This window comes from Rhodococcus sp. 1R11 (genome assembly GCF_004563845.1).
Lineage (GTDB): Bacteria > Actinomycetota > Actinomycetes > Mycobacteriales > Mycobacteriaceae > Rhodococcoides.
The window spans coordinates 480,820-503,514 of record NZ_SPNG01000002.1 but is presented as its reverse complement, the minus strand read 5'-3'; the positions used below and the strand labels follow the sequence as shown (position 1 = coordinate 503,514).

The window sequence follows — 22,695 nt, the reverse complement described above, 5'->3', positions numbered from 1 at the left end:
CTCCAGTGTGCCCCAACGGCGGACCGTCGCCGCGTCCGGGTGGGGTGCCGGTTCAGCGTGCGGGTTTCGGGCACGACGGGTGCGTGCCCGCCGTCACCAGGTCCGAGACTGCGGTGCGCGGATCGCCCGCGGTGACCAGACCTTCGCCGACCAACACTGCGTCGGCACCGGCTCCGGCGTACGCGAGAAGATCGGCGGTGCCCCGCACTCCCGACTCTGCAACGCGAATGATCTCACTGGGCAGACCGGGCGCGATACGGCCGAAACTGTCGCGATCGATCTCGAGGGTCTTGAGATTGCGGGCGTTGATACCGATGACGGTGGCACCCGCCTCGAGTGCGCGATCGGCCTCGGCCTCGGTGTGGACCTCGACGAGTGCCGTCATACCGAGTGACTCCGTGCGATCGAGGAGAGACGTGAGTGCGTCCTGCTCCAAGGCCGCGACGATCAGCAGGATGACGTCCGCGCCGTGGGCTCGGGCCTCGTGGATCTGGTACGGACCGACGATGAAATCCTTGCGCAGCACAGGAATCGAGACTGCGGCTCGCACCGCGTCGAGATCGGCGAGCGATCCCCGGAATCGACGCTCCTCGGTCAACACGCTGATGACGCGAGCGCCACCCTGCTCGTAGGCACGCGCGAGCACTGCAGGATCACCGATGTCGGCCAACGCCCCCTTGGACGGGCTCGCACGCTTGACCTCGGCAATGACGCCGATGCCGTCCTCGCGGAGGGCAGCCGCCGCGTCGAGAGGTGCCGGGGCCAGCTTCGCTGCTGCCTTCACCGCAGCGAAATCGATCACCGATTCGCGCGCGGCCACGTCGGCTCGTACACCGTCGAGAATCGAGTCGAGAACAGTCATGGTGCCCCAGTCCTTTCTGAGCGTCGACATTCGATGTGAGGAATCTCATCGAGGTCGGAACCTAGCGTAGAGGGCCGAATCAATCCGACGAACGCCGGGTACCGGACTCGTCGGTAGGGTCTTCACCGGCATCGAGCGCGTCCCACATCATGCGCTCGGTCAGGTCTTCACCCTCGTCCTGTGCACCCACGGCGGACGTGGTTCCAGCGGCCCGGCGAGCCACTTCGTCGCGCCGCACAGCCGGAGCTGCGTACTTGGACGAGAGTACCTGTGGGCCAAAAGATTTCCGAATCGACAGGGTAGCCGCCGCGAACGCACACAGGGCCCCTGCGAGTGTGATCAGCGCAGGCAGTGTCGATGCCGTCGTCATCGTCACCTCGGCACGAGCCGGGAGCTCGGCGAGCGCGGCCGCCTCCGAGTCCGAAGCCCCCGCGGCGAGTAGCCGAACGGCCGGAATCGCCGCAGCGATCGCAACCACCGCGATGAGCAACGCGAGAACCCGAGATGCCCACCCGCGCACCGCGAACGAGGCCGCCACAGCAGCGACCAGCACCAAGGCGAGAGGAGTCGTCGCGGCGGCCCAGGTACTGCCGACGAGATCGTCGGTCCGGCTCTCGCCGAGACCGTCGGAGGACGTCACGCTCACCCACGTCATTCTGGACGCACCCCACAGGCATGCGGCCGCAACCACGAGCAGCACGACAGGCAGAACGGCCGATCCGCGGCCGCCGGAGCGTTCGGTCATCGGCCACCGACCTCACGCAGCGTTTCGGCTGCTGCGACGGCACTCAGCACCGCCATGGCCTTGTTCCTCGCTTCGTCGTCCTCGTACTCCGCGACCGAGTCGGCCACGACTCCGGCACCGGCCTGTACGTACGCCGTGCCGTCCTTGATGAGCGCGGTGCGAATCGAGATGGCGGTATCGGCGTCCCCGGCGAAGTCGAGATAGCCGACGATGCCGCCGTAGATGCCACGCCGCGTCGGCTCGAGCTCGTCGATCAGTTCCATCGCCCGCACCTTCGGTGCACCCGACAGCGTGCCCGCGGGGAAGCACGCCTTGACTGCGTCCAGAGCCCTCTTTCCCTCGGCGAGCCGTCCCGTCACCGTCGACACCAGGTGCATGACGTGGCTGTAGCGCTCGATGTGCCGGTAGTCGCCGACGCGCACCGTCCCGGGCGCACAGACTCGGCCGAGGTCGTTACGGCCGAGATCGACGAGCATCAGATGCTCCGCGTTCTCCTTCTCGTCGGCCAACAGATCCTTCTCGAGCAGCACGTCGTCCTCCTCGGAGGCACCGCGCCAGCGCGTACCGGCGATCGGGTGCGTGGTCGCGAGACCGTCCTTCACGGTGACGAGAGCTTCCGGGCTGGAGCCGACGATCGAGAACGCCGTCTCGTCGTTCTCCCCCGGTACGTGCATCAGATACATGTATGGGCTCGGATTCGAAGCCCGCAACATGCGATAGACATCGACAGGAGAGGCATCGGTATCCATCTCGAAGCGCTGCGAGAGCACCACCTGAAACGCTTCACCGGCCTCGATCTCCTCGACCAGCCGCTCGACATCGGCGCCGAATCCTTCCGACGTCCGCTGCCTGCGGAAGCCAGGCGCGGACTTGGAGAAGACCGACACCGTCGACGCAGCAGGCTCGGACAGATCCGCGCACATCCGGTCCAAGCGACTCACCGCATCGTCGTAGGCCCGGTCGACGTGTTCGTCGGTGCCGTTCCAGTTGACCGCGTTCGCGATCAGGGTGATCGATCCCTCGTGATGGTCCACGGCTGCCAGATCGGTGGCCAGCAGCATGACCATCTCTGGAATGCCGAGGTCGTCCTGCGCATGTTCGGGCAGCTTCTCGATGCGCCGCACCGAGTCGTATCCGAGATATCCGACCATTCCGCCGGTCAACGGCGGCAGGCCCGGCACGCGCTCGGAATGCAGAAGCTCCAAGGTTCGGGCCAACACGTCGAGGGGGTCACCGCCGCTCGGGACACCTGCGGGCACGTTGCCGCGCCACGCCGCCTCACCGTCGACCACCGTCAGCGCTGCAGGCGCACCCGCACCGATGAACGACCATCTCGACCACGAACGACCGTTCTCGGCAGATTCGAGCAAGAACGTTCCGGGTCGGTCGGCCGCAAGCTTGCGGTACGCCGACAACGGAGTTTCGGAGTCGGCGAGCACCTTTCGCGTCACCGGCACCACTCGATTCTCGGCGGCGAGCTGGCGGAACACCTCTCGGGACGTGGTCGAGTCCGCAGCATCGGTGGGTGCGGCGTCGGTGGGTGCGGTCTCGGTGGGGCTCGGGTGGGGAGTCGTCTCGCCGTGCATGACCCCCATCCTCCCAGGTTCGGCGGAGACACCCTCGCGCGCGGTAACCTGCCGACCATGAAACCAGGCGAGCTCGTTCCCGATTTTTCCCTGCCGGACCAGACCGGAAAGCTGCGAACGCTGACCGAATTGCTAGCCGACGGTCCGATAGTGCTGTTCTTCTACCCGGCTGCATTCACCCCCGGATGCACGGCCGAAGCCTGCCATTTCCGCGACCTCGCAGACGAATTCGCCGAGGTGGGTGCCACCCGGGTCGGCATCAGCGCCGACGCGGTCGTCAAACAGGCCGAGTTCGCCGCCGCCAAATCGTTCGACTATCCGTTGCTCTCGGACGAGGACGGTGCCGTCGCGACGGCATTCGGGGTCAAGCGCGGCCTGCTCGCCAAGCTCTCCCCGGTCAAGCGCGCGACGTTCGTCATCGGTACCGACCGCAAGGTCCTCGAGAGTTTCTCCAGTGAGGTGCGATTCGAGGCCCACGCGGACAAGGCGCTGGAATACCTGCGCGCGCACCGCAGCTAGGTCGATTGTCCGACGCGATGCCTCGGGCCCGGGGATGCTCGAGGCATCATGTGCAGAACACAACTGTCTCGATCGAGAGGTACCCGCGATGGACACGTCGGCGACACCGAATGATGCGGTGGATCCCCGCTGGCTCACCGAGAGCCAGCAAGAGGCGTGGCGTGCGCTCGTCGCCCTGGTCACTCGACTGCCCGCAGCGTTGGATGCCCAGCTGCAACGCGATTCGCAGTTGACCCACTTCGATTATTTCGTCCTCGCGGTCGTCAGCGAGAACCCGCAGCGACGAATTCAACTGCGCGATCTCGCGGAGTACGCCAACGCGTCACTGTCACGTCTGTCGCACGTGGTCACCAAGCTCGAGAAAGCGGGATGGGTTCGCCGCGAGAGCATTCCGGGAAGCCGCGGTTCCTACGCGGTGCTGACCGACGCCGGCATGGAGAAGGTTGTGGCATCGGCACCAGGACACGTCGAGACAGTGCAGGCTCTGATATTCGACGGGTTGTCCGACGCGGAGGTGGGTCAACTGTCGACTCTGAGCACGACGCTACTCACTCAGCTGGACAAGGGAATTGCCGCAGGTACCGGTCAGGCCTGAGTCGCTGGCCCCAACAATACGTCGGAGTCGAAGCAGGTGTGGGTGCCGGTGTGGCATGCCGCGCCGATCTGGTCGACGACCAACAGCACTGTGTCACCGTCACAATCGAGCCGCACCTCGTGCACGTACTGCGTGTGCCCCGAGGTCTCACCCTTGACCCAGTACTGCTGCCTGGACCTCGAGTAGTAGGTGCCCTTGCGCGTCGCGAGCGTTCGCGACAACGCTTCGTCGTCCATCCAGGCAACCATCAGTACCTGGCCGGTCGAGCGCTCCTGCACCACGGCACTGAACAGCCCGGCCTCGTTTCGCTTGAGCCGGGAGGACAGCGTCGGGTCGAGAGTCATCGAAAACCTTTTCGCTAGCGGACGACGATGCGCTCGGCGCGCATCGATTCTTTGACCTGGCCGATGGTGAGGTCCCCGAAATGGAACACGCTTGCGGCGAGGACGGCGTCGGCTCCGGCGTGGACGGCGGGCGCGAAATGTTCGACGCGCCCTGCTCCTCCGCTGGCGATGACGGGAACGTGCACGGCGGCACGGACCGCCGCGATCATCGGCAGATCGAATCCGGCCTTCGTGCCGTCGGCGTCCATCGAATTGAGAAGGATCTCACCGACTCCCAGTTCGGCACCGCGTACTGCCCATTCGACGGCGTCGATACCGGTTCCACGCTTGCCGCCGTGGGTGGTGACTTCCCAGCCCGACGGGGTGTCCTGCTGCCCCTGCGGGACGGTGCGCGCATCGACCGACAGGACGATGCACTGGGACCCGAATCGCTCACTGAGCTCGCGCAGCAACTCCGGCCGAGCGATGGCCGCGGTGTTGACGCTGACCTTGTCGGCACCGGCCCGCAGCAGTAGGTCGACGTCGGCGACAGTGCGTACTCCCCCACCGACGGTCAGGGGAATGAACACCTGCTCGGCGGTGCGGCTGACGACGTCGAGCATGGTTCCTCGATCGGATGTCGACGCGGTGACGTCGAGAAACGTCAGCTCGTCGGCTCCCTGTGCGTCGTACGCTGCCGCGAGCTCGACGGGATCGCCTGCGTCGCGGAGGTTTTCGAAGTTCACGCCCTTGACGACACGTCCGGCATCGACGTCGAGGCACGGGATCACTCTGACCGCAACGCTCATCGCACCGGTCCTTCCAGGTAGTCACCGGGTGCACCGAGTTCGGTGATCACCTTCAGCAGTTCGCCGTGTACTCCGGGGCCGGCCGCGAGCACCGACCTCGAATCGATGGTCCACGGTCGGCCTGCGAGGTCGGTGACGATTCCGCCCGCAGCACGAACCAGCAGAGCTCCGGCCGCGTTGTCCCAGGCGCGGTAACCGAAGACCACCGCGCCGCCCAATACTCCGCTGGCGGTGTACGCCAGATCGACTCCGGTGGCACCGTGCATGCGCAGCCGCGAGGAGTGCATCGACAACTCTTCGAGAATGCGAAACCTGAAGCGGCCCGGGATGGATCCACGGCTGGCAACGTTGAACGCACCGAACCCGATCATCGACTCGCGCAACGACTTCGGTCGCAGTGCGGGTAGCGGGGCCCCGTTCAGAAGCAACGGGCCGTCGGCCACGGCAGAGAATCGCTGGTTCACCAGCGGTAGCCACGTCAGCCCGAGGACCGGCACGCCGTCGTCGAGCAACGCCAACAACGTTCCGGCAGAGGGCAGTCCGGAGGAGTAGTTGAACGTGCCGTCGATCGGGTCGAGTACCCATACGAGACCGGAATTCAGATCGGGCCCGCCGAACTCTTCACCGTGGACGGCAATTCCGGTGGCGTCGTACAGTTCCGCGCCCAGACGACGCTCGAGTTCGAGATCCACCGCGGTGGCGAAGTCGTCGGGGCCCTTCTGCACGGCACTCGGTGCGCCGACGCCCGCGAGGAACCGATCATGGATGCCGTCGAGCAACCCACCGGCGATCTCGAGCAGACGACTCGGCTCCTCGGGAAGGGTCATCCGTCGTTACCGAGACACTGCCGCGAGGGCATCGGGCAGAGTGAAACGCCCGGCGTACAAGGCTTTTCCGACGATGGATCCCTCCACGCCACGGTCGACCAGTCCGGCGATCGCCTCGAGGTCGGCGATCGTCGACACACCGCCGGACGCGATGACCGGCTTGTCGGTCCTGTCGCACACGTCGGCGAGAAGTTCGAGGTTCGGGCCGGTCAGGGTGCCGTCCTTGGTGACGTCCGTGACGACGTACCGCGAGCAGCCGTCGCGTTCGAGCCGCTCGAGTACCTCCCACAGGCCGCCGCCGTCGCTGACCCAACCGCGGCCGCGCAGACGAGGCGCGCCGTCCACCATCAGCACGTCGAGGCCGACCGCGACACGATCACCGAATTCGCCGATCGCACGAGCGCACCACTCGGGGTCCTCCAGAGCCGCGGTACCCAGGTTGACGCGTGCGCATCCGGTTGCGAGGGCAGCGCGCAGGGAATCGTCGTCCCGAATTCCGCCCGAGAGCTCGACCTTCACATCGAGCTCACCGACAACCGAGGCCAGCAGTTCACGGTTGGACCCGCGCCCGAACGCGGCATCGAGATCCACCAGATGGACCCACTCGGCACCGTCGTTCTGCCACGCCAGGGCGGCATCACGGGGCGAACCGTACTTCGTTTCGCTACCGGCTTCCCCTTGAACGAGACGGACAGCTTCGCCGCCTGCGACATCGACAGCAGGCAATAAGACCAGGCTCACGTGCGGTTATGCTACGGGCCGACTCGCGTCGAATTCAAAACGGGTCAGCGCTGCGTGGATCCGCAGGCCGCCGGGACGGACCGTCAGCTGTCGGGACCGAGTTCCTTGCGCGTCATGCGCGTGGACACCACCCCCATGGCCGTGATCGCCCCGACAACTCCGGCCAACGCGATGAGCAGAGCAACGCCGGCCGTGGGCTGCCACACAGCGATCGATACGGTGGCGAGGGCGAGTACCGCAACTGCCGCCCCGAGCGCTCGGAACGCCAACCGGCCGAGCGAGAACTCGCGTTCGCTCACACCGATCGAACCCAGTTCTCGAGCAGCGCGGCACCGGCGTCGCCGGACTTCTCCGGGTGGAACTGTGTGGCCGAGAGCGCGCCGTTCTCCACTGCAGCGAGGAAGCGGCCACCGTGATCGGCCCACGTGAGCAACGGCGCGGCGATGGTCTCGCTCGGTTCGAGTTCCCACTGCTGCGCGGCGTAGGAATGGACGAAATAGAACCGTGTCTCGGGGTCGATGCCGTCGAACAGCACGCTGTTCTCCGGGGCCTCGACGGTGTTCCAGCCCATGTGCGGGAGCACGTCCGCCTGCAGGCGTTCGACAGTGCCCGGCCATTCGCCGCACCCGTCCGCCTCGACGCCGAACTCGACACCGCGATCGAAGAGGATCTGCATGCCGACGCAGATTCCCAGTACCGGGCGGCCGCCCGCGAGACGACGCCCGATGATGCGCTCACCTCGAACGGCCGTCAGACCCTCCATGCAGGCGGCGAATGCACCGACCCCGGGAACCACGAGCGCTTCTGCATTCACTGCCTCGTCGAAGTCGGAGGTCACCGTCACGTCGGCACCGACGCGGGCCAACGCCCTCTTCGCCGAGTGCAGATTGCCCGAGCCGTAGTCGAGCAACACCACAGAAGTCATGGGTCGAGTCTATCGGGGACGTGGACGCGCGATCAGTGCCACCGCCGCGACAACGGCAACGGTGGCCGCGCCTGCAGTGAACCCGGCGGTGTAGCCCACACTTGTCGCGATCACACCGAGGGCGAGCGCCCCTACGCCGGTACCGGCATCGAAGCTGATGTTCCACACGGCGCTGGCGCTGCTGTAGCGAGCGGGCCCCGCCGCATCGAAAGCCATCACCAGACTGTCGTTCTGGCAAGCGCCGTAACCGATTCCGAACAACACCGCGGCGAGGAAGAACAGTGCGGCCGGCATGGCACCTGCGGCGGCAACGGCGAACAATCCGACGCCGAGTGCCGCGGAGATGAGCGCAGGTACCACCGACCGGCCGATTCCGATGCGATCGGCAACCGAACCGGCGGCATATCGACCGACCAACATCGCGGCACTGACCACGGCGAGGGCCACGCCGATCATCGCGGCTCGGTCGGATTCGGCGATCGGCAGCAGACTGGTGATGCCGCCGTACGACGCCGACACCGACGCAACGACGAGGCACGGCACCAGGAATCGCCGGGCGTCGAGGCGGACTCGGTCGACCCGAGCCGGTTGCGGTGCAGGCCGGGTCGGCGGTAACAGAGCCACCCCGATCAAGCCCGCAGCGGGAACCAGAGCCCCCAGTACGAACACTGCCGTCGGACTGACGGCGAAGATCACCAGGCCCAGCGGCAACGTCACCATCTGCGACAACGCGACCGCGATCCCCTGTGCTCCCGTCGCGCGGCCGAGCAAGTGGGTCGGTGCCAACTCGGCGACGATGGCGGCCCCGGCGACCGTCAACATTCCGAAACCCGTGCCCCGCAGCGCCGATACGGCCAGTGCCGGTACAGCCTGCACCGACACGATGAACAGCAATGCGGGAACACCCAGAAGCAGGCAACCGGCCGCAAGCACGGGCCGATGGCCGACGCGAACCAACATCGCGGGTACGAACAGTTGGGTGATGACCGTGGTGGCCATGAAGATCGCGGTGCTGGCTGCCGCCACCGCATCGGACGAACCCGATTGCGACACCGCCAGCGGAACCACCGGGAGCAACAGGCCCCAGCCGCCGAACGCGGCCGCACCCATGGCCATCGCGGCCGGGAGGCCACGAATCGAGCTCAGACCACTCAACGCACGAGCACCGCTCGACCGATCACAGACTGCCCTTGGTGGAGAGAATTCCGGTGACCCGAGGGTCGTATTCGGTGGCCTGACGCAGCGCCCGAGCGACGGCCTTGAACTCCGCCTCGGTGATGTGGTGCTGGTCGCGGCCGTAGATGACGCGGACATGCAACGCGATCCGAGCGTTGGACGCCAAGGTCTCGAACACATGCTTGTTGATCACGGTGGAGTACGGAACACCCGGGTAGCCGCCGATCACCGAGTGCACCATGTAGTCCGGCTCGCCGGTGTGCACGCAGTAGGGACGGCCGGACACGTCGACCGCCGCATGCACGAGTGTCTCGTCCATCGGAATGAACGAGTCGCCGAAGCGGGTGATGCCGGACTTGTCGCCGAGGGCTTGTCCCAGCGCTTGCCCGAGCACGATCGCAGTGTCCTCGACCGTGTGATGCGCCTCGATCTCGATGTCGCCCTTGGCCCGCACGGTGAGATCGAAGCGGGCATGGGTGCCGAGGGCAGTGAGCATGTGGTCGTAGAACGGCACGCCGGTGGAGATGTCGACGATGCCGGTGCCGTCGAGGTTCAGCTCGACGGAGATGTCGGATTCCTTGGTAGTGCGCTCGATCTTGGCGATGCGGGGAGCGGGTGTGGTCACTGCAGTGCCTCTGCTCTTTCGGTCGATGCGAGTTCCGAGCTGACGGTAAGGAATCGGTCGTTCTCGTGAGCGAGTCCGATGGTGACACGCAGATACCCGGGAATTCCGACGTCCCGGATGAGCACGCCGTCGTCCAGGTACCGCTGCCAGGTGGCGGCCGCATCGGAGAACCGGCCGAAGAGCAGGAAGTTGGCGTCGGACGGCACCACGTCGTACCCCTGTGCGACGAGCGTTTCGGCAACGCGATCGCGTTCGGCCGACAATGCGGCCACGCTCGCCAGGGTGTCGTCGGCGTGCCGCAACGCGGCCCGAGCGGCAGCTTGCGTGACCACCGAGAGGTGATAGGGCAAGCGCACCAACAGCATTGCGTCGATCACGGCCGGGGCCGCAACGAGGTATCCCAGCCGGCCGCCGGCGAACGCGAACGCCTTGCTCATGGTCCGACTGACGACGATCTTGCTGGGGTAGCTCTCGATCAATCCGATTGCGCTTGCCGCCGAGGAGAATTCGGCGTACGCCTCGTCGACCACGACGATTCCCGGCGCGGCGTCGAGGATTCGACGTAGATCTGCCTCGTCGATGCTGTGCCCGGTCGGATTGTTGGGGCTGGTCACGAACACGACGTCCGGCTTACGCTCCTCGATCGCCTGCACTGCGTAGTCGACGTCGAGAGAGAAATCCGCCCGACGCTGCGCCGGAATCCACTCGGTCTGAGTCCCCGACGAAATGATCGGGTGCATCGAGTACGACGGCACGAAACCCAGCGCGGTACGGTCCGGCCCACCGAAGGCCTGCAGGAGTTGCTGCAGAATCTCGTTGGAGCCGTTGGCCGCCCACACGTTGGCAGTGTCGACCGCAAAGCCGGTTTGCCCGGTGAGATACCGCGCCAGGTCGGCTCGCAAGTCGTCCGCGTCGCGATCCGGATACCGGTGCAGCTGCGCCGCGGCGATGCGCACCGATTCGGCGACGTCGTCGATCAGTGCCTGCGTCGGCGGGTGTGGATTCTCGTTGGTGTTCAACTGAACCGGCACGGTGAGCTGCGGCGCGCCGTACGGCGACTTGCCGATCAGCGCCTCGCGCAACGGCAGATCGTCGAGCGAAATTGCTTGCCCCAGAGCATCACTCATGATGTACCACCGGTACGCAACCCCTCGAAACGCAGCCGAACGGCCTCACCGTGAGCCGGGAGATCTTCGGCGTTGGCCAGCGCAATAACGTGCGCAGCAACGTCTTTCAGCGCGGCCTCACTGTAGTCCACCACGTGGATCCCACGCAGGAACGTCTGCACACTCAGGCCGGACGAATGCCGAGCGCACCCGGCCGTCGGCAGTACGTGATTCGACCCTGCGCAGTAATCACCCAAGCTGACCGGTGACCACGCCCCCACGAATACAGCGCCGGCGCTGCGCACGCGAGCGGCGACGTCGGACGCGTCCTTCGTCTGAATCTCCAGGTGTTCGGCCGCGTAGGCGTTGACCACGGCCAGGCCCTGTGTGACGTCGTCGACCAGAACGATTCCGGACTGGCTACCGCTCAGCGCCGTGGTGACGCGTTCCGCGTGCCGGGTGGACGCCATCTGCGCATTGACAGCTTCGTCGACGGCATCGGCGAGCTCGAGGCTGTCGGTCACCAGCACACTGGCGGCCATCACGTCGTGCTCGGCTTGACTGATCAGGTCTGCTGCGACGTGCAGCGGATCCGCGGTGGCGTCGGCGAGAATCGCGATCTCGGTAGGGCCTGCCTCGGAGTCGATTCCGATGAGCGAACGACACAGTCGCTTGGCCGCCGTGACGTAGATGTTGCCCGGGCCGGTGATCAGATCGACCGGTGCCAGTTCTTCGCCGTCGGTGTCGACACCGCCGTACGTGAGCAGAGCGATGCCCTGACCGCCGCCGACGGCCCAGACCTCGTCGACTCCGAGGAGCTGCGCGGCCGCCAGGATCGTCGGGTGGGGTAATCCACCGAAGTTCTTCTGCGGCGGCGACGCCACCACCAGCGAACCGACGCCAGCGATCTGCGCAGGCACCACGTTCATCACGACCGACGACGGGTACACAGCGTTGCCACCGGGCACGTAGAGACCCACGCGATCGACCGGAATCCAGCGCTCGGTCACCGTGCCGCCGGGCACCACCTGGGTGGTGTGGTCGGTTCGAGTTTGATCCGAGTGCACCAGTCGGGTTCGCTCGATCGCGACCTCAAGGGCGGCCCGGACGGCCGGGTCCAGCTCGTCGAGAGCTCGAACCAATTCCCGCTGCGGAACCCGAACGCGGTCCGGACGGACTCCGTCGAACTTCTCGCTGAACTCGAGGGCCGCGTCGGCCCCACGTTCCTTGACGGCGTCGACGACGGGCCGAACCTGATGCAGCACCGAATCGACATCCACTCCGCCTCGGGGAAGAGCGCCGCGTAGTTCGGCAGTGGATGGAGTTCGTCCGCGTAGATCGACGCGGGCGAGCTCGATGCGGGCAGGCATAGTGGGCCCCTTCGTGGAGTCGGTTCGGTGCCGGGGTTCGGTCGAATCAGTGTTGTCCGAACCACCAGGATAGTTCCACCGAATTCGGCTCAGCCCCGCACGTCCCACAGATGGTGGATGGGATCGTGAATGTAGTAGGCCGCCAGAGTTTCGACGGTGAAATGGGAACCGTCGCTGCGTCGCCCTCTGCGATCACGGTCTTCCGGCGGCACAGCCGAGAAGGCGTCGGCCAATGCGTGTGCCGCTTCCCCGAGTTCCGACGCCACCGTCGCCGGATTCTGTGCGTTGTAGTTCTCGGCCACGGCCGTGGCGTCCTGGTCCCAGTTGTCGAACTCCGGATCGTCCTCGGTCAGCACCAGTGCCAACCGAGTGCGGAATATGCGGTGTGCATCCCGAACATGTGCGCCGTATTCGAGCGCCGACCACGTCGAATCGGCGGGACGCACTGCCGCGTCCTCGCGACGCAGCACTGCGATCCACCGGTCCACGTCAGCGCGGATCAACCCGGGTACGGCGTCGTATTCGACGGCGCTCGAGTCGAACCCGCAATCGGGGCAGGCACTCTCCAGGACCCACGTCCAGTTCTTGGTATCGGGTTCGATCGGCATGCGGGTAACTGTAGAGGAGGGCCTGGAAACGCCGATGTCCGTCCGAGTGGTCAGGCGTAACGGGCAGCCAAATTGTGCAGTGTGCTCGTGATCCCCTGCGCATTTTTCTGCGGCATCTTGAACAACTCGAGCATTTTCGGAACCTTGGCGGTGCCGTAGACGAAGCTCTCGGTGACAGTGGTCAGACCGGGCTGCTTCTCCTCGAATTCCCAGCGCCAGCTGTGGCCCATCGGGTGCTGCCACTCGATGATCTTGTGTCGATCCGCATCCACGAATTCGGTCACGGTACTGGTGATCTTGTACGGAACGCCGTACTGCTTCATGCCGACGGAGAATTTCGCGCCGCTGCTCAGCCTTTCGGGGCCACGGACGGTGTCTTTCACTGTGCCGGATCCGTCCAGCTCGCCGTGCCGGGTGGGATCAGCAACTATGTCGAACAATTCGGACGCCGACGCCCGTACCTCGGTCTGACGGGTGACTTGCTGCGGACCTGTGTCGATAGTTCTGATGTCTGCCATCTCCCCGGCCTACCCCACAGCGCCTCGTTCGACACACCGGTCGAGACGAAAGCGAATTGACGGGCATAGTTCAATGAACGCATGTCCTGGTCAGTGTGGCTCGCCTTCCTCGGTGCGAGCATCGTCATCAGTCTGTCTCCCGGAGCCGGTGCCATCGCGTCGATGTCCACAGGTCTGCGCTACGGCCTGCGCCGCGGGTACTGGAACATCTTCGGGCTGCAGATCGGCCTGCTGGTCCAGATCGGCATCGTGGCGGTCGGACTCGGTGCCGTCCTGGCAAATTCGGCCTTGGCCTTCACCGCAATCAAGTGGTTCGGTGTCGCCTACTTGGTATACCTCGGCATTCGCCAGTGGCGGTCGGCTCCCTCCGAAGTCGCGGACGCTCCCGCGGTGGCCGATCGAGGCACGACGATGCTCGCGCGAGGATTTCTCGTCAATGCGAGCAACCCGAAAGCAGTCGTGTTCATGGTCGCCGTACTGCCCCAGTTTCTCGACCCGACGCGGCCCCTGATCACCCAGTATCTGGCCATCGCGGCGACCATGGTCGTCGTCGACATGCTGGTGATGACCGGTTACACATCGCTGGCATCGCGAGTCCTGCGCCTGATGCGGTCACAGCGTCAGCAGAAGACCATGAACCGCACGTTCGCCGGCCTGTTCTTCGCTGCCGCAACATTTCTGGCCACGGTCCGAAGGGTGACCCCATGAGAAAGTATCGAGTGATCATGAAGAATGCGCTCGGAGGAGACCCGATTCCGTTGGGGCTCTTCGACACTCTGCTCGAAGCCAACACGTGGATCCAGGACGTAGGCAAGCGGGACGAGCACGAACTCGGCACGTACACCGTCGGAGTGGAGCCTGCGGAACGACCAGGCGAACAGCAGGTTGTCGACGAGTGAATCGACGGTGTCCGTGTTCGAGCGGCGACACGTTCGATGCGTGTTGCGAGCCGTACCTGACAGGCGACGTGGATGCACCGACGGCGGTGAAGTTGATGCGCTCGCGCTTCACCGCGTTCGCCGTCGGTGACGTCGCCTACCTGCGGACGTCCTGGCATCCCGACACCGCACCGGCCGAATTGGAGTTGGACCCCGACCAACGGTGGTATCGACTCGACATCCTCGCTGCCGACGCCGGCGGACTTTTCGACGAGACCGGCACCGTGCAGTTCGAGGCACGGTACAAGCACCCCGACAGTGTCGGCACGATGTCGGAGATCAGCCGTTTCGTCCGTGTCGACGGCCGGTGGCGCTACCTCGACGGAGTTGTCGCTCCCTAGAGGTTGCGCAGTTTCGTGGGCCGATTGCCCGCGGTGCGACGCGCTTCCTGCTTCTCCTTGATGCGCTCGGCATCCTTGCGAACCTGGATCTGCGTCCGGCGCTCGCGTACCAGCCACTGCGGTGGGCTGGCGATCAGTTCGTCGATCTCCACACTGGTCAACGCTTCGGTAACTCCGCCGCGTGCCAATCCGGCGATGGACACGTCGAGCTTCTTCGCGATCACGTCGCGGGGGAAGGGTCCGTCGGTCTGCAATTCGGTCAGCCACTGCGGCGGATCACTGCGCAGGGCGTCCAGGTCGGATCTGCTGATCATCGAGTTCTGGAACTCTTCCGGCGCTGCGGGTAGATAGATGCCGAGCTTGTTCGCCGCGGTCAATGGCTTCATGGTCTGCTGTTTGTTCTCCGGGCTCACCGGACCAGCTTATCCGGCAATCGGCGGTCCCGACGCCACCGTCCCGCGCTTCGTGCACCGTCCCATAGGCTCGACTCCGTGAACATCGATGTGCAGACACTGCGCTGGTACGCGGCAGTGGCGCAACAACTGCATTTCGCCCGCGCTGCTCAGTCGCTCGGAATCTCCCGAATCCGCCTCAGCAAGACCGTGGTGGAACTCGAAGAGTTGCTCGGCGTCGACCTGTTCGTGCCGGGTGCCTCCCCCACCGAACTCACCGCCGACGGACGCGATCTGCTCGAACGCGCGTTGGTCGAGATCGCCGAGGACGATCGGCGTTCGGAGGTTGCACAGGTTGCTGCCGGCGAGCCGAGCAGTTTCACCATCGGATACGCCGAGGGTGTGACGCTGACCAAGTGGACGCGAATCTGGGCCGATCGGTTCCCCGATGTCGCGTTGTCCGTCGTGGCGACGACTCCGGACACGCAGGTGTCCCATCTGCGTGACAAAACGGTCGACGTCAGCTTCGTCAGGCCGCCGATCGACCGTGAGGGTCTGAACGCCATCGGGCTGTATCAGGAAGTTCAGGTCGTGGTGGTGCCCAAAGACCACGCCGTCGCAGCATTCGACTCGGTCACCGCGCTCGACCTCGCCGACGAACACCTGCTCGCCGATCCGGCCACGGTGCCCGAATGGGCTGCTGTTGCAACAGAACTCGACACCGGCGATCGTCCCGCACTGCCACCGATGAACAGCACAGCGGAGACTTTCGAGTACGTGGCTGCCGGGCTGGGCGTGGCGATCGTCCCGCACTCGGTTGCTCGATTCAACGCTCGCAAAGATCTCGTGTACCGCCCGGTCACCGACGTCGAGCAGTCACAGATCGCACTGGCCTGGGTAGCGGAGCGGGAAGACGACCGCATCGAAGAATTCATCGGCATCGTGCGTGGCCGGTCCACGCGAAGTTCACGAGGATCGTCGGACGACGCGCCCGTCAAGAAGAAGAAGGCGCAGCCCTCCAAACCGGCAAGACCGGTCGTCAAGACCAAAACGAACGCACGCCGCAGCGGAAAGAGACGCTAGCCGGGCATCGCCCTCGTGCGCGTTGTGTGCCCCCGGAGGTACGCAAAACGCTCACGACTACGAGGGGCGCAGCCGCAGTCGATCGATGTCCCGTCGATCTCGCTTGGTCGGACGGCCCGTTCCGCGGTCACGCCGCGGAACGGACGCCAGAACCTCTTTCGGTGGCGGCGGCGGACTGCGATCGATCATGCACTCGGGTACCACCGACGCGCCGACGCGTTTGGTGATGGCCCGTACGACGACGACGATCTTCTCCACACCCTCGACGCGCAGCCGGATCTCGTCGTCCGGCCCGATGCGTTGGCCGGGCTTTGCGGGGGTGCCGTTGACGCGGACATGCCCACCGCGACAGGCTGCGGCCGCGGCCGACCGCGTCTTGAACAGTCGCACCGCCCAGATCCAGCTGTCCAGACGGGCACTCTGCAATTCCATCTTCGAACGTCTTCCTCGAATCGAGAGGCTCGGCTACATGTCCAGGCCGAGGTCGAGCACTGTCACCGAGTGTGTCAGACCGCCCACCGCCAGAAAGTCGACCCCCGTACGCGCGTAATCCCGAGCCACATCGACGGTCAGTCCACCCGAGGACTCCAACTTGGTGCTGGGCGCGAGCTTGTCGCGGCGCTGCACCGCCATCTGCGTCTGCCACAGCGCGAAGTTGTCCAGCAGAACGAGTTCGACGTTCTCGGCGAGCACCTCGTCGAGTTGTTCGAGACTGTCGACCTCTACCTCGCAGGCGATGTTCGGCGCAGCGGCACGCACGGCTCGCAGGGCAGCGACGACGGAACCGGCCGCCGCGACGTGATTGTCCTTGATCAGCGCGGCGTCACCGAGGCCCATCCGATGGTTGACACCGCCGCCCGCACGGACCGCGTACTTCTGCAGCGATCGCAGCCCGGGCAACGTCTTTCGACTGTCTCGAATGCGACATTCGGTCTCTGCGACCTCCGCGACCCAGCCGGCTGTGGCAGTTGCGATACCCGACAGGTGGCAGACGATATTGAGCATGGTGCGCTCGGCGGTGAGCAATCCACGGGTGGGAGCTTCGACCGTCAGAACAGCCTGTCCGGGTTCGACATTCGACCCGTCGGCGATCCTGTGCCGGATCGAGTACGCGCCCGAACCGATCACCTCGTCGAGAACCAGCAGCCCGACATCGAGGCCTGCGAGGGTGCCGAACTGTCGAGACACCACCGACGCCGTGGCCACAGCGTCCTCGGGAACCGTTGCCACGGTGGTGATATCCGGCCCGTAACGGAGATCCTCGTCGAGCGCGGTGCGGATGAGTGCAAGAACCTCGCCGCGGTCGACTCCGGGGTTCACTTCGTCGGCAGTTCCGGTCATGTCAGCTTGCTCCCGTCATCACGTCATCGTTCACGATCGTCAGTCGTCCCTCGTCGTCGCGTTCGACATACAGGCTCCGTCGATACTCGGGCATGCTGTCCGGGAAATCCCGTCGGGTGTGACACCCGCGGCTCTCGCGGCGATGCGCCGCAGCCAGCACGATCACGTCCGCCGCTGCCGTCAGGGCGGCATCCTCGACCGCGACGCCGTCGACCGGAGGTTCCGACACCACGCCGTGTGCCAGCACATTCTGTGCGTCCGCAAGACCGGACGCGTCGCGGACGACACCGACGTGCGTGGTCATGGTTCGCTGCAGTACCGCGCGATCGATCCGGCGGTAGACAGGCAGTGCGGTATCGGACACCGCGACCGTGGTTCCGACCCGATCCGCGGCGACGAGCGCAGCGCGTTCGCCGACCACCAGACCCTCGAGCAGACTGTTCGACGCCAGCCGGTTGGCACCGTGCAGCCCGGTGCGCGCCACCTCACCCGCCGCGAGCAATCCCGCGACGGACGTCCGTCCGAACGTATCGGTCACGATTCCCCCGCACGAGTAGTGCGCGGCGGGTGCCACGGGGATGAGGTCCGTTGCGGGATCGATGCCGGCGTCCAGGCACGATGCCGTCACGGTCGGGAAACGCTCGCGTACGTGCTCCACGCGACGGGCGTCCAGCAACACGTGGTCGTCGCCGCCGCGGTGCAGCAACTCGGCAATGGCACGCGAGACCACGTCGCGTGGTGCGAGGTCGCCCATGGGGTGAACACCGTCCATGAATGCGTGGCCGGTGACATCGACCAAGCGTGCACCCTCTCCGCGCACCGCTTCGCTGATCAACGGGCGACGGCCCGTCGACCCTGCGGCGAACAGCACGGTCGGGTGGAACTGAACGAACTCCAGATCCGCTATCCGTGCGCCCGCATCGAGGGCCAGTGCAATGCCGTCGGCCGTGGCACCGGCCGGGTTGGTACTGCACGAGAACAGTTGTCCCAGGCCGCCTGTCGCGAGCAACACCGTCGGAGTGCGAACGACGCCGAGACCGCGAGGCCCGCGCACGAGGAGTCCGGCCACCTCGCCGTCGGTGGTCAGTACACGGAGCGCGGTGGTGTCGAATTCCACCGGAGGCACTGCGGAGTCCAGTGCGCGTTGTACCTCCGCTCCGGTGGCATCGCCGCCGGAATGGATGATTCGGCGCACACTGTGACCACCCTCTCGGGTGCGTGAAACCGAACCGTCGTGCGCACGATCGAAGTGTGCGCCGGCGACTTCGAGCGACGCGATCGCCGCACGGCCGCCGGACACGATGGAACGCACCGCATCCTCGTCGCACAGGCCCGCGCCTGCTGTGCAGGTATCCGACACGTGCGCGTCGACCGAGTCGCCGAGATCGGTTCCGACCACTGCGATTCCGCCCTGCGCGTACTTTGTCGCGGTGTCGACCGAGCTGCCCTTACTGACCGTCAGCACGCGCAGACCGCGAGCAGCGGCCGTGCGAGCGGCGGTCAGTCCGGCGATTCCGCCGCCGACGACGACGAGGTCGGCCGCGGTTTCCCAGGCGACCGACGGGTTCACTCGCCGCCGCCGGGTGTGCCGATCTCGATCATGCGTTGCACCGATTTGCTGGCGATGTTCGCCGTTTCGAGGTCGACGTGGACCTCGTCGCGCCCTTCGACGAGGCAGCGCAACAGCGCGGCCGGTGTGATCATCTTCATGTATCCGCACGACGCGCGGTCGTTGACGGCCAAGAAGTCGACATCGGGTGCAGCCCTGCGGAGTTGATGCAGCATCCCGATCTCGGTGGCAACCAGAACCTGCTTGGATTCGGTGGCGCGGGCCGCGTCGAGCATGCCACCGGTGGAGAGGATCTTGACCTTGTCGGCGGGCACGAATCCTTCGCCGGCGAGGTAGAGAGCCGAGGTGGCGCAACCGCATTCGGGATGCACGTAGAGCTCCGCGTCGGGGTGGGTTCGAGACTTCTCGGCGAGCTCGTCGCCGTTGATGCCTGCGTGGACGTGGCATTCACCGGCCCAGATGTGCAGATTCTCACGCCCGGTCACGCGCTTGACATGAGCCCCGAGAAACTGGTCGGGCAAGAAGAGGATGTCGCGGCTCGGATCGATCGACTGCACGACCTCGACCGCGTTGGACGAGGTGCAGCAGATGTCGGTGAGCGCCTTGATCTCGGCGGTGGTGTTGACGTAGGAGACGACGACGGCATCCGGGAAGTCTGCTTTCCACTCGCGCAGTTGATCGGCGGTGATCGAGTCGGCGAGCGAGCAACCCGCGCGCTGGTCCGGGATCAGGATCGTCTTCTGCGGGCTCAGGATCTTGGCGGTCTCGGCCATGAAGTGCACGCCGCAGAACACGATGGTGTCCTCGGATACCTCGGCGGCCATGCGCGAGAGAGCGAGAGAATCACCGACGTGATCGGCAACGTCCTGAATCGCAGGCAGCTGGTAGTTGTGCGCCAGCAGGGTCGCACCTCGCAGATCGGCGAGCCGTCGCACTTCCGCGGCCCATTCCGCCGACGCGTCGACTCCCCCGTAACCACCGGCTCCATCGACGATGTCGCGGACTCCGGCGAATGCCGAGTCCAGGAAGTTCACCTGGGTAGCGCTGCTGGTCATGACGGTTCTCCTTCACCGATCATCCGGTCGTCGGTGACCGAATTTCCTCCGAGGGAGTTTTCGACTTATGATCGAAAACATGATTCATCGTAGCACCGTCCACGAAGTACTCATTGCGGTGTTCCAAGTTCGAGTCTTTTCCGACCCCGACACTCCCGAACTGGCCGTCCTGCTGTGGCAGCGTGCACTCGACCCCGAGGCGGGCACCTGGTCACTCCCCGGGGGCACCCTGCGCGACGACGAGAACCTGGCCACGTCCGCGCGACGACAGCTCGCCGAGAAGGTCGACGTACGGAAAGTGGCGCACCTCGAGCAGCTGTCCATCTTCAGCGAGCCCGACAGAGTGCCGGGAGATCGCCGAATCGCGTCGACGTTTCTGGGCCTCGTGCCGATCGCGGCCGAGCCGACCCTGCCCGCGGATACGACCTGGTACCCGGTCTCGGGCCTGCCTGCCATGTCGTTCGATCACGGAACGGTCGTCGAGCACGCGCGGCATCGACTGGTCGCCAAACTGTCGTACACCAACATCGGATTCGCTCTCGCCCCAGCGGAATTCGCGATTTCGACCCTTCGCGAGATCTACGGCGCAGCCCTCGGATATCAGGTCGACGCCACCAATCTGCAGCGTGTATTGAGCCGCCGCGGCGTCATCGAACCCACGGGACGGCGTGCACCGTCGGGTCGAGCGGGCGGACGGCCCCCGGCATTGTTCCGGTTCGCCGACAACAGCATTCGCGTCACCGACGAGTTCGCAGCACTGCGGCCACCACAAGGATGACCGAGATCCGCCGTCAGTCGGGCACCCGCGAGTCGAACGACGGCGGCGGCGGCGAGACTTCGAAGTCGATCTCGTCGAACGCGGGATCGGAATCGGGGTGCTGCAGATCGTCGTTGGGATTCATCGCCGCAAGCAGCAGAATCACCAACGACGCCGTCAGTGCCTGCACGATCAGCACCGTCGGCGTGTCGATACTCGGTGCAACCCGGACGATCGATCCGACGGCCGGCTCGTCCGCCCGCGGGAATCGCAGCGCCGCAACACCGTTACCCACCAGCATCGCCGCAACCGAGCCGATGAGCGACCCGGTCAACACGGCCACGAACAGCCGTGGACCCCGCTGGGAAATCCACAGCCACCACCCGATCGGCACGAGAATGCCGAGAGCGAACGAGACGAGGACGAACAGGGCGAGAGCGTCGAATCGATGCAGACTCTCCCCGGTCAGTGTCGCTCCTCTGTCCTGCGCGAAGACGAGCAACTGCTGGCTCGGTGCCAGCAATCCCCACAGCAGGCCGCCTACGGCGGACAGCGCGATCGTCACACCGCCGACCAGGGCCACGAAACGAAGCGTTCCGCGCCGCTCCGGAGTCTCGACGGCAGGCGAGCTCGTCACCTAACGCCTACCCGTCTCAGCGGAATCGATCAGACCGTGCCGCGAGCACACCGACGTCCATCCGTCGGGCACGATCTGCACCACCATCCTGCGACCGCACCGGTCGCAGTACCTCGGAGGTTCCAGCCCGAGACCGACGGCAACCGAGAACGACGGTGCCCCCTCATCCGTACCGACCTCGACAGGCCGACCGGTGTGCGGGTCGTATCGGCTCTCGCTCGTCATTCGACCCACCTTAATACGCGCATCAGATCGTCGAGTTCAACGCTTTGATCGGCATCTGCAGTTCCCCGAGAAGATCGAGATCTTCCTCGGCGGGACGACCGAGCGTCGTCAAGTAGTTTCCGACGATGATCGCGTTGATACCGCCGAGAATTCCTCGCTGGGCCCCGAGATCACCGAGGGTGATCTCGCGGCCGCCCGCAAATCGGAGAATCGTCCGCGGCAGGGCCAGCCGGAAGGCGGCAACGGCTCGCAGTGCATCCGACGCAGGCAGCACGTCCAGATCTCCGAACGGGGTTCCGGGACGTGGGTTCAAGAAGTTCAGCGGAACCTCGTTGGGCTCGAGAGCGCCGAGATCGGCTGCGAACTCGGCTCGCTGCTCCAGCGTCTCGCCCATACCGAGAATTCCTCCGCAACAGACCTCCATGCCGGCCTCGCGAACCATCCGCAGTGTGTTCCAGCGTTCTTCCCAGGTATGGGTGGTCACCACGTTGGGAAAGTAGGAACGCGAGGTCTCGAGGTTGTGGTTGTAGCGGTGCACACCCATTGCGGCGAGTTGGTCGACCTGATCCTGGTCGAGCATGCCCAGCGAGCACGCGATGTCGATGTCGACCTCTCCACGAATGGCCTCGATTCCGGCGGCGACCTGAGCGAGTAGTCGAGCGTCCGGGCCCCGCACTGCGGCCACGATGCAGAATTCAGTGGCTCCGGTCTTTGCGGTCTGTTTCGCCGCCTCCACCAACGACGGGATATCGAGCCAGGCCGCCCGCACCGGAGAGGCGAACAGGCCCGATTGCGAGCAGAAGTGGCAGTCCTCGGGGCAGCCTCCGGTCTTGAGGCTGACGATCCCCTCGACCTCCACTTCCGGTCCGCACCACCGCATCCGAACCTCGTGCGCCAGTTGCATCGTCTCTTCGAGACGGTCCTCCCCGAGCTCGAGTACCTCGAGCACCTGGGTTCGATCGAGCGCGATGCCGTTGTCGAGCACCTGCCGGCGCGCCGTACGCAGAATGTCCATACCGGT

General features: G+C 65.6%; 29 protein-coding genes. 7 read left to right on the top strand and 22 right to left on the bottom strand.

Annotated features, from left to right (window positions below; translation table 11 throughout):
• Positions 1 to 52: 52 nt before the first annotated feature.
• The 3 genes from trpC to E4P29_RS05615 all read right to left on the bottom strand — a co-directional run bounded on the left by trpC (position 53) and on the right by E4P29_RS05615 (position 3,193).
• Complete coding sequence (gene trpC / locus E4P29_RS05625; protein WP_135042609.1) at positions 53 to 862, bottom strand: indole-3-glycerol phosphate synthase TrpC; 810 nt, start codon at positions 860 to 862, stop codon at positions 53 to 55.
• A gap of 79 nt (positions 863 to 941) precedes the next feature.
• Positions 942 to 1,607, bottom strand: coding sequence for a TIGR02234 family membrane protein (locus E4P29_RS05620; protein ID WP_135042607.1), 666 nt, complete (start codon positions 1,605 to 1,607; stop codon positions 942 to 944).
• Positions 1,604 to 3,193, bottom strand: a complete 1,590-nt coding sequence (locus E4P29_RS05615; protein WP_135042605.1) for an anthranilate synthase component I — start codon at positions 3,191 to 3,193, stop codon at positions 1,604 to 1,606. The genes E4P29_RS05620 and E4P29_RS05615 overlap by 4 nt, the downstream gene beginning before the upstream one ends.
• Before the next feature lie 57 nt (positions 3,194 to 3,250).
• Here E4P29_RS05615 and E4P29_RS05610 point away from each other — a divergent pair, with 57 nt between their 5' ends.
• A complete protein-coding gene (locus E4P29_RS05610) occupies positions 3,251 to 3,712 on the top strand; it encodes a peroxiredoxin (protein ID WP_135042603.1) in 462 nt (153 codons plus the stop codon).
• 88 nt (positions 3,713 to 3,800) lie between these two features.
• Positions 3,801 to 4,307 carry a MarR family transcriptional regulator gene (locus tag E4P29_RS05605; protein WP_135042601.1) on the top strand — a complete coding sequence of 169 codons (507 nt, stop codon included), beginning with the start codon at positions 3,801 to 3,803 and terminating at the stop codon, positions 4,305 to 4,307.
• Here E4P29_RS05605 and hisI read toward each other — a convergent pair.
• The 12 genes from hisI to E4P29_RS05545 form a co-directional block, all read right to left on the bottom strand.
• Positions 4,298 to 4,651, bottom strand: coding sequence for a phosphoribosyl-AMP cyclohydrolase (gene hisI, locus E4P29_RS05600; protein ID WP_135042599.1), 354 nt, complete (start codon positions 4,649 to 4,651; stop codon positions 4,298 to 4,300). The two genes, E4P29_RS05605 and hisI, sit on opposite strands and share 10 nt — an antisense overlap.
• A gap of 14 nt (positions 4,652 to 4,665) precedes the next feature.
• A complete protein-coding gene (gene hisF, locus E4P29_RS05595) occupies positions 4,666 to 5,439 on the bottom strand; it encodes an imidazole glycerol phosphate synthase subunit HisF (protein WP_135042596.1) in 774 nt (257 codons plus the stop codon).
• Positions 5,436 to 6,266, bottom strand: a complete 831-nt coding sequence (locus E4P29_RS05590; protein ID WP_135042594.1) for an inositol monophosphatase family protein — start codon at positions 6,264 to 6,266, stop codon at positions 5,436 to 5,438. The genes hisF and E4P29_RS05590 overlap by 4 nt, the downstream gene beginning before the upstream one ends.
• A 6-nt stretch (positions 6,267 to 6,272) precedes the next feature.
• Positions 6,273 to 7,007, bottom strand: a complete 735-nt coding sequence (gene priA / locus E4P29_RS05585; RefSeq protein WP_027497288.1) for a bifunctional 1-(5-phosphoribosyl)-5-((5-phosphoribosylamino)methylideneamino)imidazole-4-carboxamide isomerase/phosphoribosylanthranilate isomerase PriA — start codon at positions 7,005 to 7,007, stop codon at positions 6,273 to 6,275.
• Between the two features lie 83 nt (positions 7,008 to 7,090).
• The gene (locus E4P29_RS05580) at positions 7,091 to 7,306 is read right to left on the bottom strand and encodes a hypothetical protein (protein WP_027497289.1); all 216 of its coding nucleotides are present in this window, start codon (positions 7,304 to 7,306) and stop codon (positions 7,091 to 7,093) included.
• Complete coding sequence (hisH, locus tag E4P29_RS05575) at positions 7,303 to 7,932, bottom strand: imidazole glycerol phosphate synthase subunit HisH (RefSeq protein WP_135042593.1); 630 nt, start codon at positions 7,930 to 7,932, stop codon at positions 7,303 to 7,305. The genes E4P29_RS05580 and hisH overlap by 4 nt, the downstream gene beginning before the upstream one ends.
• A 9-nt stretch (positions 7,933 to 7,941) precedes the next feature.
• Positions 7,942 to 9,048: an MFS transporter gene (locus E4P29_RS05570; RefSeq protein ID WP_135042775.1), complete on the bottom strand. Its 1,107-nt coding sequence runs from the start codon at positions 9,046 to 9,048 to the stop codon at positions 7,942 to 7,944.
• Positions 9,049 to 9,109: 61 nt separating this feature from the next.
• Positions 9,110 to 9,733, bottom strand: coding sequence for an imidazoleglycerol-phosphate dehydratase HisB (gene hisB, locus E4P29_RS05565; protein WP_027497292.1), 624 nt, complete (start codon positions 9,731 to 9,733; stop codon positions 9,110 to 9,112).
• Complete coding sequence (locus E4P29_RS05560) at positions 9,730 to 10,860, bottom strand: histidinol-phosphate transaminase (protein ID WP_027497293.1); 1,131 nt, start codon at positions 10,858 to 10,860, stop codon at positions 9,730 to 9,732. The genes hisB and E4P29_RS05560 overlap by 4 nt, the downstream gene beginning before the upstream one ends.
• Entirely contained in the window at positions 10,857 to 12,209 is a 1,353-nt protein-coding gene (gene hisD, locus E4P29_RS05555) for a histidinol dehydrogenase (RefSeq protein WP_135042591.1), read from the bottom strand. Before hisD ends, E4P29_RS05560 begins: the two co-directional genes overlap by 4 nt.
• 89 nt (positions 12,210 to 12,298) lie before the next feature.
• Positions 12,299 to 12,817 carry a DinB family protein gene (locus E4P29_RS05550; RefSeq protein ID WP_135042589.1) on the bottom strand — a complete coding sequence of 173 codons (519 nt, stop codon included), beginning with the start codon at positions 12,815 to 12,817 and terminating at the stop codon, positions 12,299 to 12,301.
• Positions 12,818 to 12,867: 50 nt separating this feature from the next.
• Positions 12,868 to 13,335: an SRPBCC family protein gene (locus E4P29_RS05545; RefSeq protein ID WP_135042587.1), complete on the bottom strand. Its 468-nt coding sequence runs from the start codon at positions 13,333 to 13,335 to the stop codon at positions 12,868 to 12,870.
• An 81-nt stretch (positions 13,336 to 13,416) separates the two neighbouring features.
• On the opposite strand from E4P29_RS05545, the gene rhtB reads away from it, so the two are divergent.
• Genes rhtB through E4P29_RS05530 form a run of 3 tightly spaced genes read left to right on the top strand, consistent with a single transcriptional unit; the run spans position 13,417 to position 14,614 of the window.
• Entirely contained in the window at positions 13,417 to 14,043 is a 627-nt protein-coding gene (gene rhtB / locus E4P29_RS05540; protein ID WP_135042585.1) for a homoserine/homoserine lactone efflux protein, read from the top strand.
• The gene (locus E4P29_RS05535) at positions 14,040 to 14,234 is read left to right on the top strand and encodes a hypothetical protein (protein ID WP_135042583.1); all 195 of its coding nucleotides are present in this window, start codon (positions 14,040 to 14,042) and stop codon (positions 14,232 to 14,234) included. The genes rhtB and E4P29_RS05535 overlap by 4 nt, the downstream gene beginning before the upstream one ends.
• Entirely contained in the window at positions 14,231 to 14,614 is a 384-nt protein-coding gene (locus tag E4P29_RS05530) for a YchJ family protein (RefSeq protein WP_135042581.1), read from the top strand. Before E4P29_RS05535 ends, E4P29_RS05530 begins: the two co-directional genes overlap by 4 nt.
• On the opposite strand, the gene E4P29_RS05525 is transcribed toward E4P29_RS05530, so the two are convergent.
• Complete coding sequence (locus E4P29_RS05525; RefSeq protein WP_135042579.1) at positions 14,611 to 15,027, bottom strand: DUF5997 family protein; 417 nt, start codon at positions 15,025 to 15,027, stop codon at positions 14,611 to 14,613. The two genes, E4P29_RS05530 and E4P29_RS05525, sit on opposite strands and share 4 nt — an antisense overlap.
• Positions 15,028 to 15,105: 78 nt before the next feature.
• On the opposite strand from E4P29_RS05525, the gene E4P29_RS05520 reads away from it, so the two are divergent.
• A complete protein-coding gene (locus E4P29_RS05520; RefSeq protein ID WP_135042577.1) occupies positions 15,106 to 16,089 on the top strand; it encodes a LysR family transcriptional regulator in 984 nt (327 codons plus the stop codon).
• A gap of 57 nt (positions 16,090 to 16,146) precedes the next feature.
• On the opposite strand, the gene E4P29_RS05515 is transcribed toward E4P29_RS05520, so the two are convergent.
• From E4P29_RS05515 to nadA, 4 genes are read right to left on the bottom strand one after another with little or no spacing between them, the layout of a single operon-like run.
• Positions 16,147 to 16,521, bottom strand: a complete 375-nt coding sequence (locus E4P29_RS05515) for an RNA-binding S4 domain-containing protein (protein WP_032386923.1) — start codon at positions 16,519 to 16,521, stop codon at positions 16,147 to 16,149.
• A 33-nt stretch (positions 16,522 to 16,554) separates the two neighbouring features.
• Complete coding sequence (nadC, locus tag E4P29_RS05510; protein WP_135042575.1) at positions 16,555 to 17,430, bottom strand: carboxylating nicotinate-nucleotide diphosphorylase; 876 nt, start codon at positions 17,428 to 17,430, stop codon at positions 16,555 to 16,557.
• Between the two features lies 1 nt (position 17,431).
• Positions 17,432 to 19,000 (bottom strand): L-aspartate oxidase, encoded by a 1,569-nt coding sequence (locus tag E4P29_RS05505; RefSeq protein WP_135042572.1) that lies wholly within the window; start codon positions 18,998 to 19,000, stop codon positions 17,432 to 17,434.
• Positions 18,997 to 20,055 carry a quinolinate synthase NadA gene (gene nadA / locus E4P29_RS05500; RefSeq protein WP_135042571.1) on the bottom strand — a complete coding sequence of 353 codons (1,059 nt, stop codon included), beginning with the start codon at positions 20,053 to 20,055 and terminating at the stop codon, positions 18,997 to 18,999. Before nadA ends, E4P29_RS05505 begins: the two co-directional genes overlap by 4 nt.
• 79 nt (positions 20,056 to 20,134) lie before the next feature.
• Between nadA and E4P29_RS05495 the strand changes: the two genes are divergently transcribed.
• Entirely contained in the window at positions 20,135 to 20,833 is a 699-nt protein-coding gene (locus tag E4P29_RS05495) for an NUDIX domain-containing protein (RefSeq protein WP_032387864.1), read from the top strand.
• A 13-nt stretch (positions 20,834 to 20,846) separates the two neighbouring features.
• Here E4P29_RS05495 and E4P29_RS05490 read toward each other — a convergent pair whose 3' ends face one another.
• Together E4P29_RS05490 and bioB are read right to left on the bottom strand one after the other, a co-directional pair.
• The gene (locus E4P29_RS05490; protein WP_135042570.1) at positions 20,847 to 21,449 is read right to left on the bottom strand and encodes a DUF2567 domain-containing protein; all 603 of its coding nucleotides are present in this window, start codon (positions 21,447 to 21,449) and stop codon (positions 20,847 to 20,849) included.
• Between the two features lie 247 nt (positions 21,450 to 21,696).
• Positions 21,697 to 22,689: a biotin synthase BioB gene (bioB, locus tag E4P29_RS05480; protein ID WP_135042566.1), complete on the bottom strand. Its 993-nt coding sequence runs from the start codon at positions 22,687 to 22,689 to the stop codon at positions 21,697 to 21,699.
• Positions 22,690 to 22,695 lie beyond the last annotated feature (6 nt).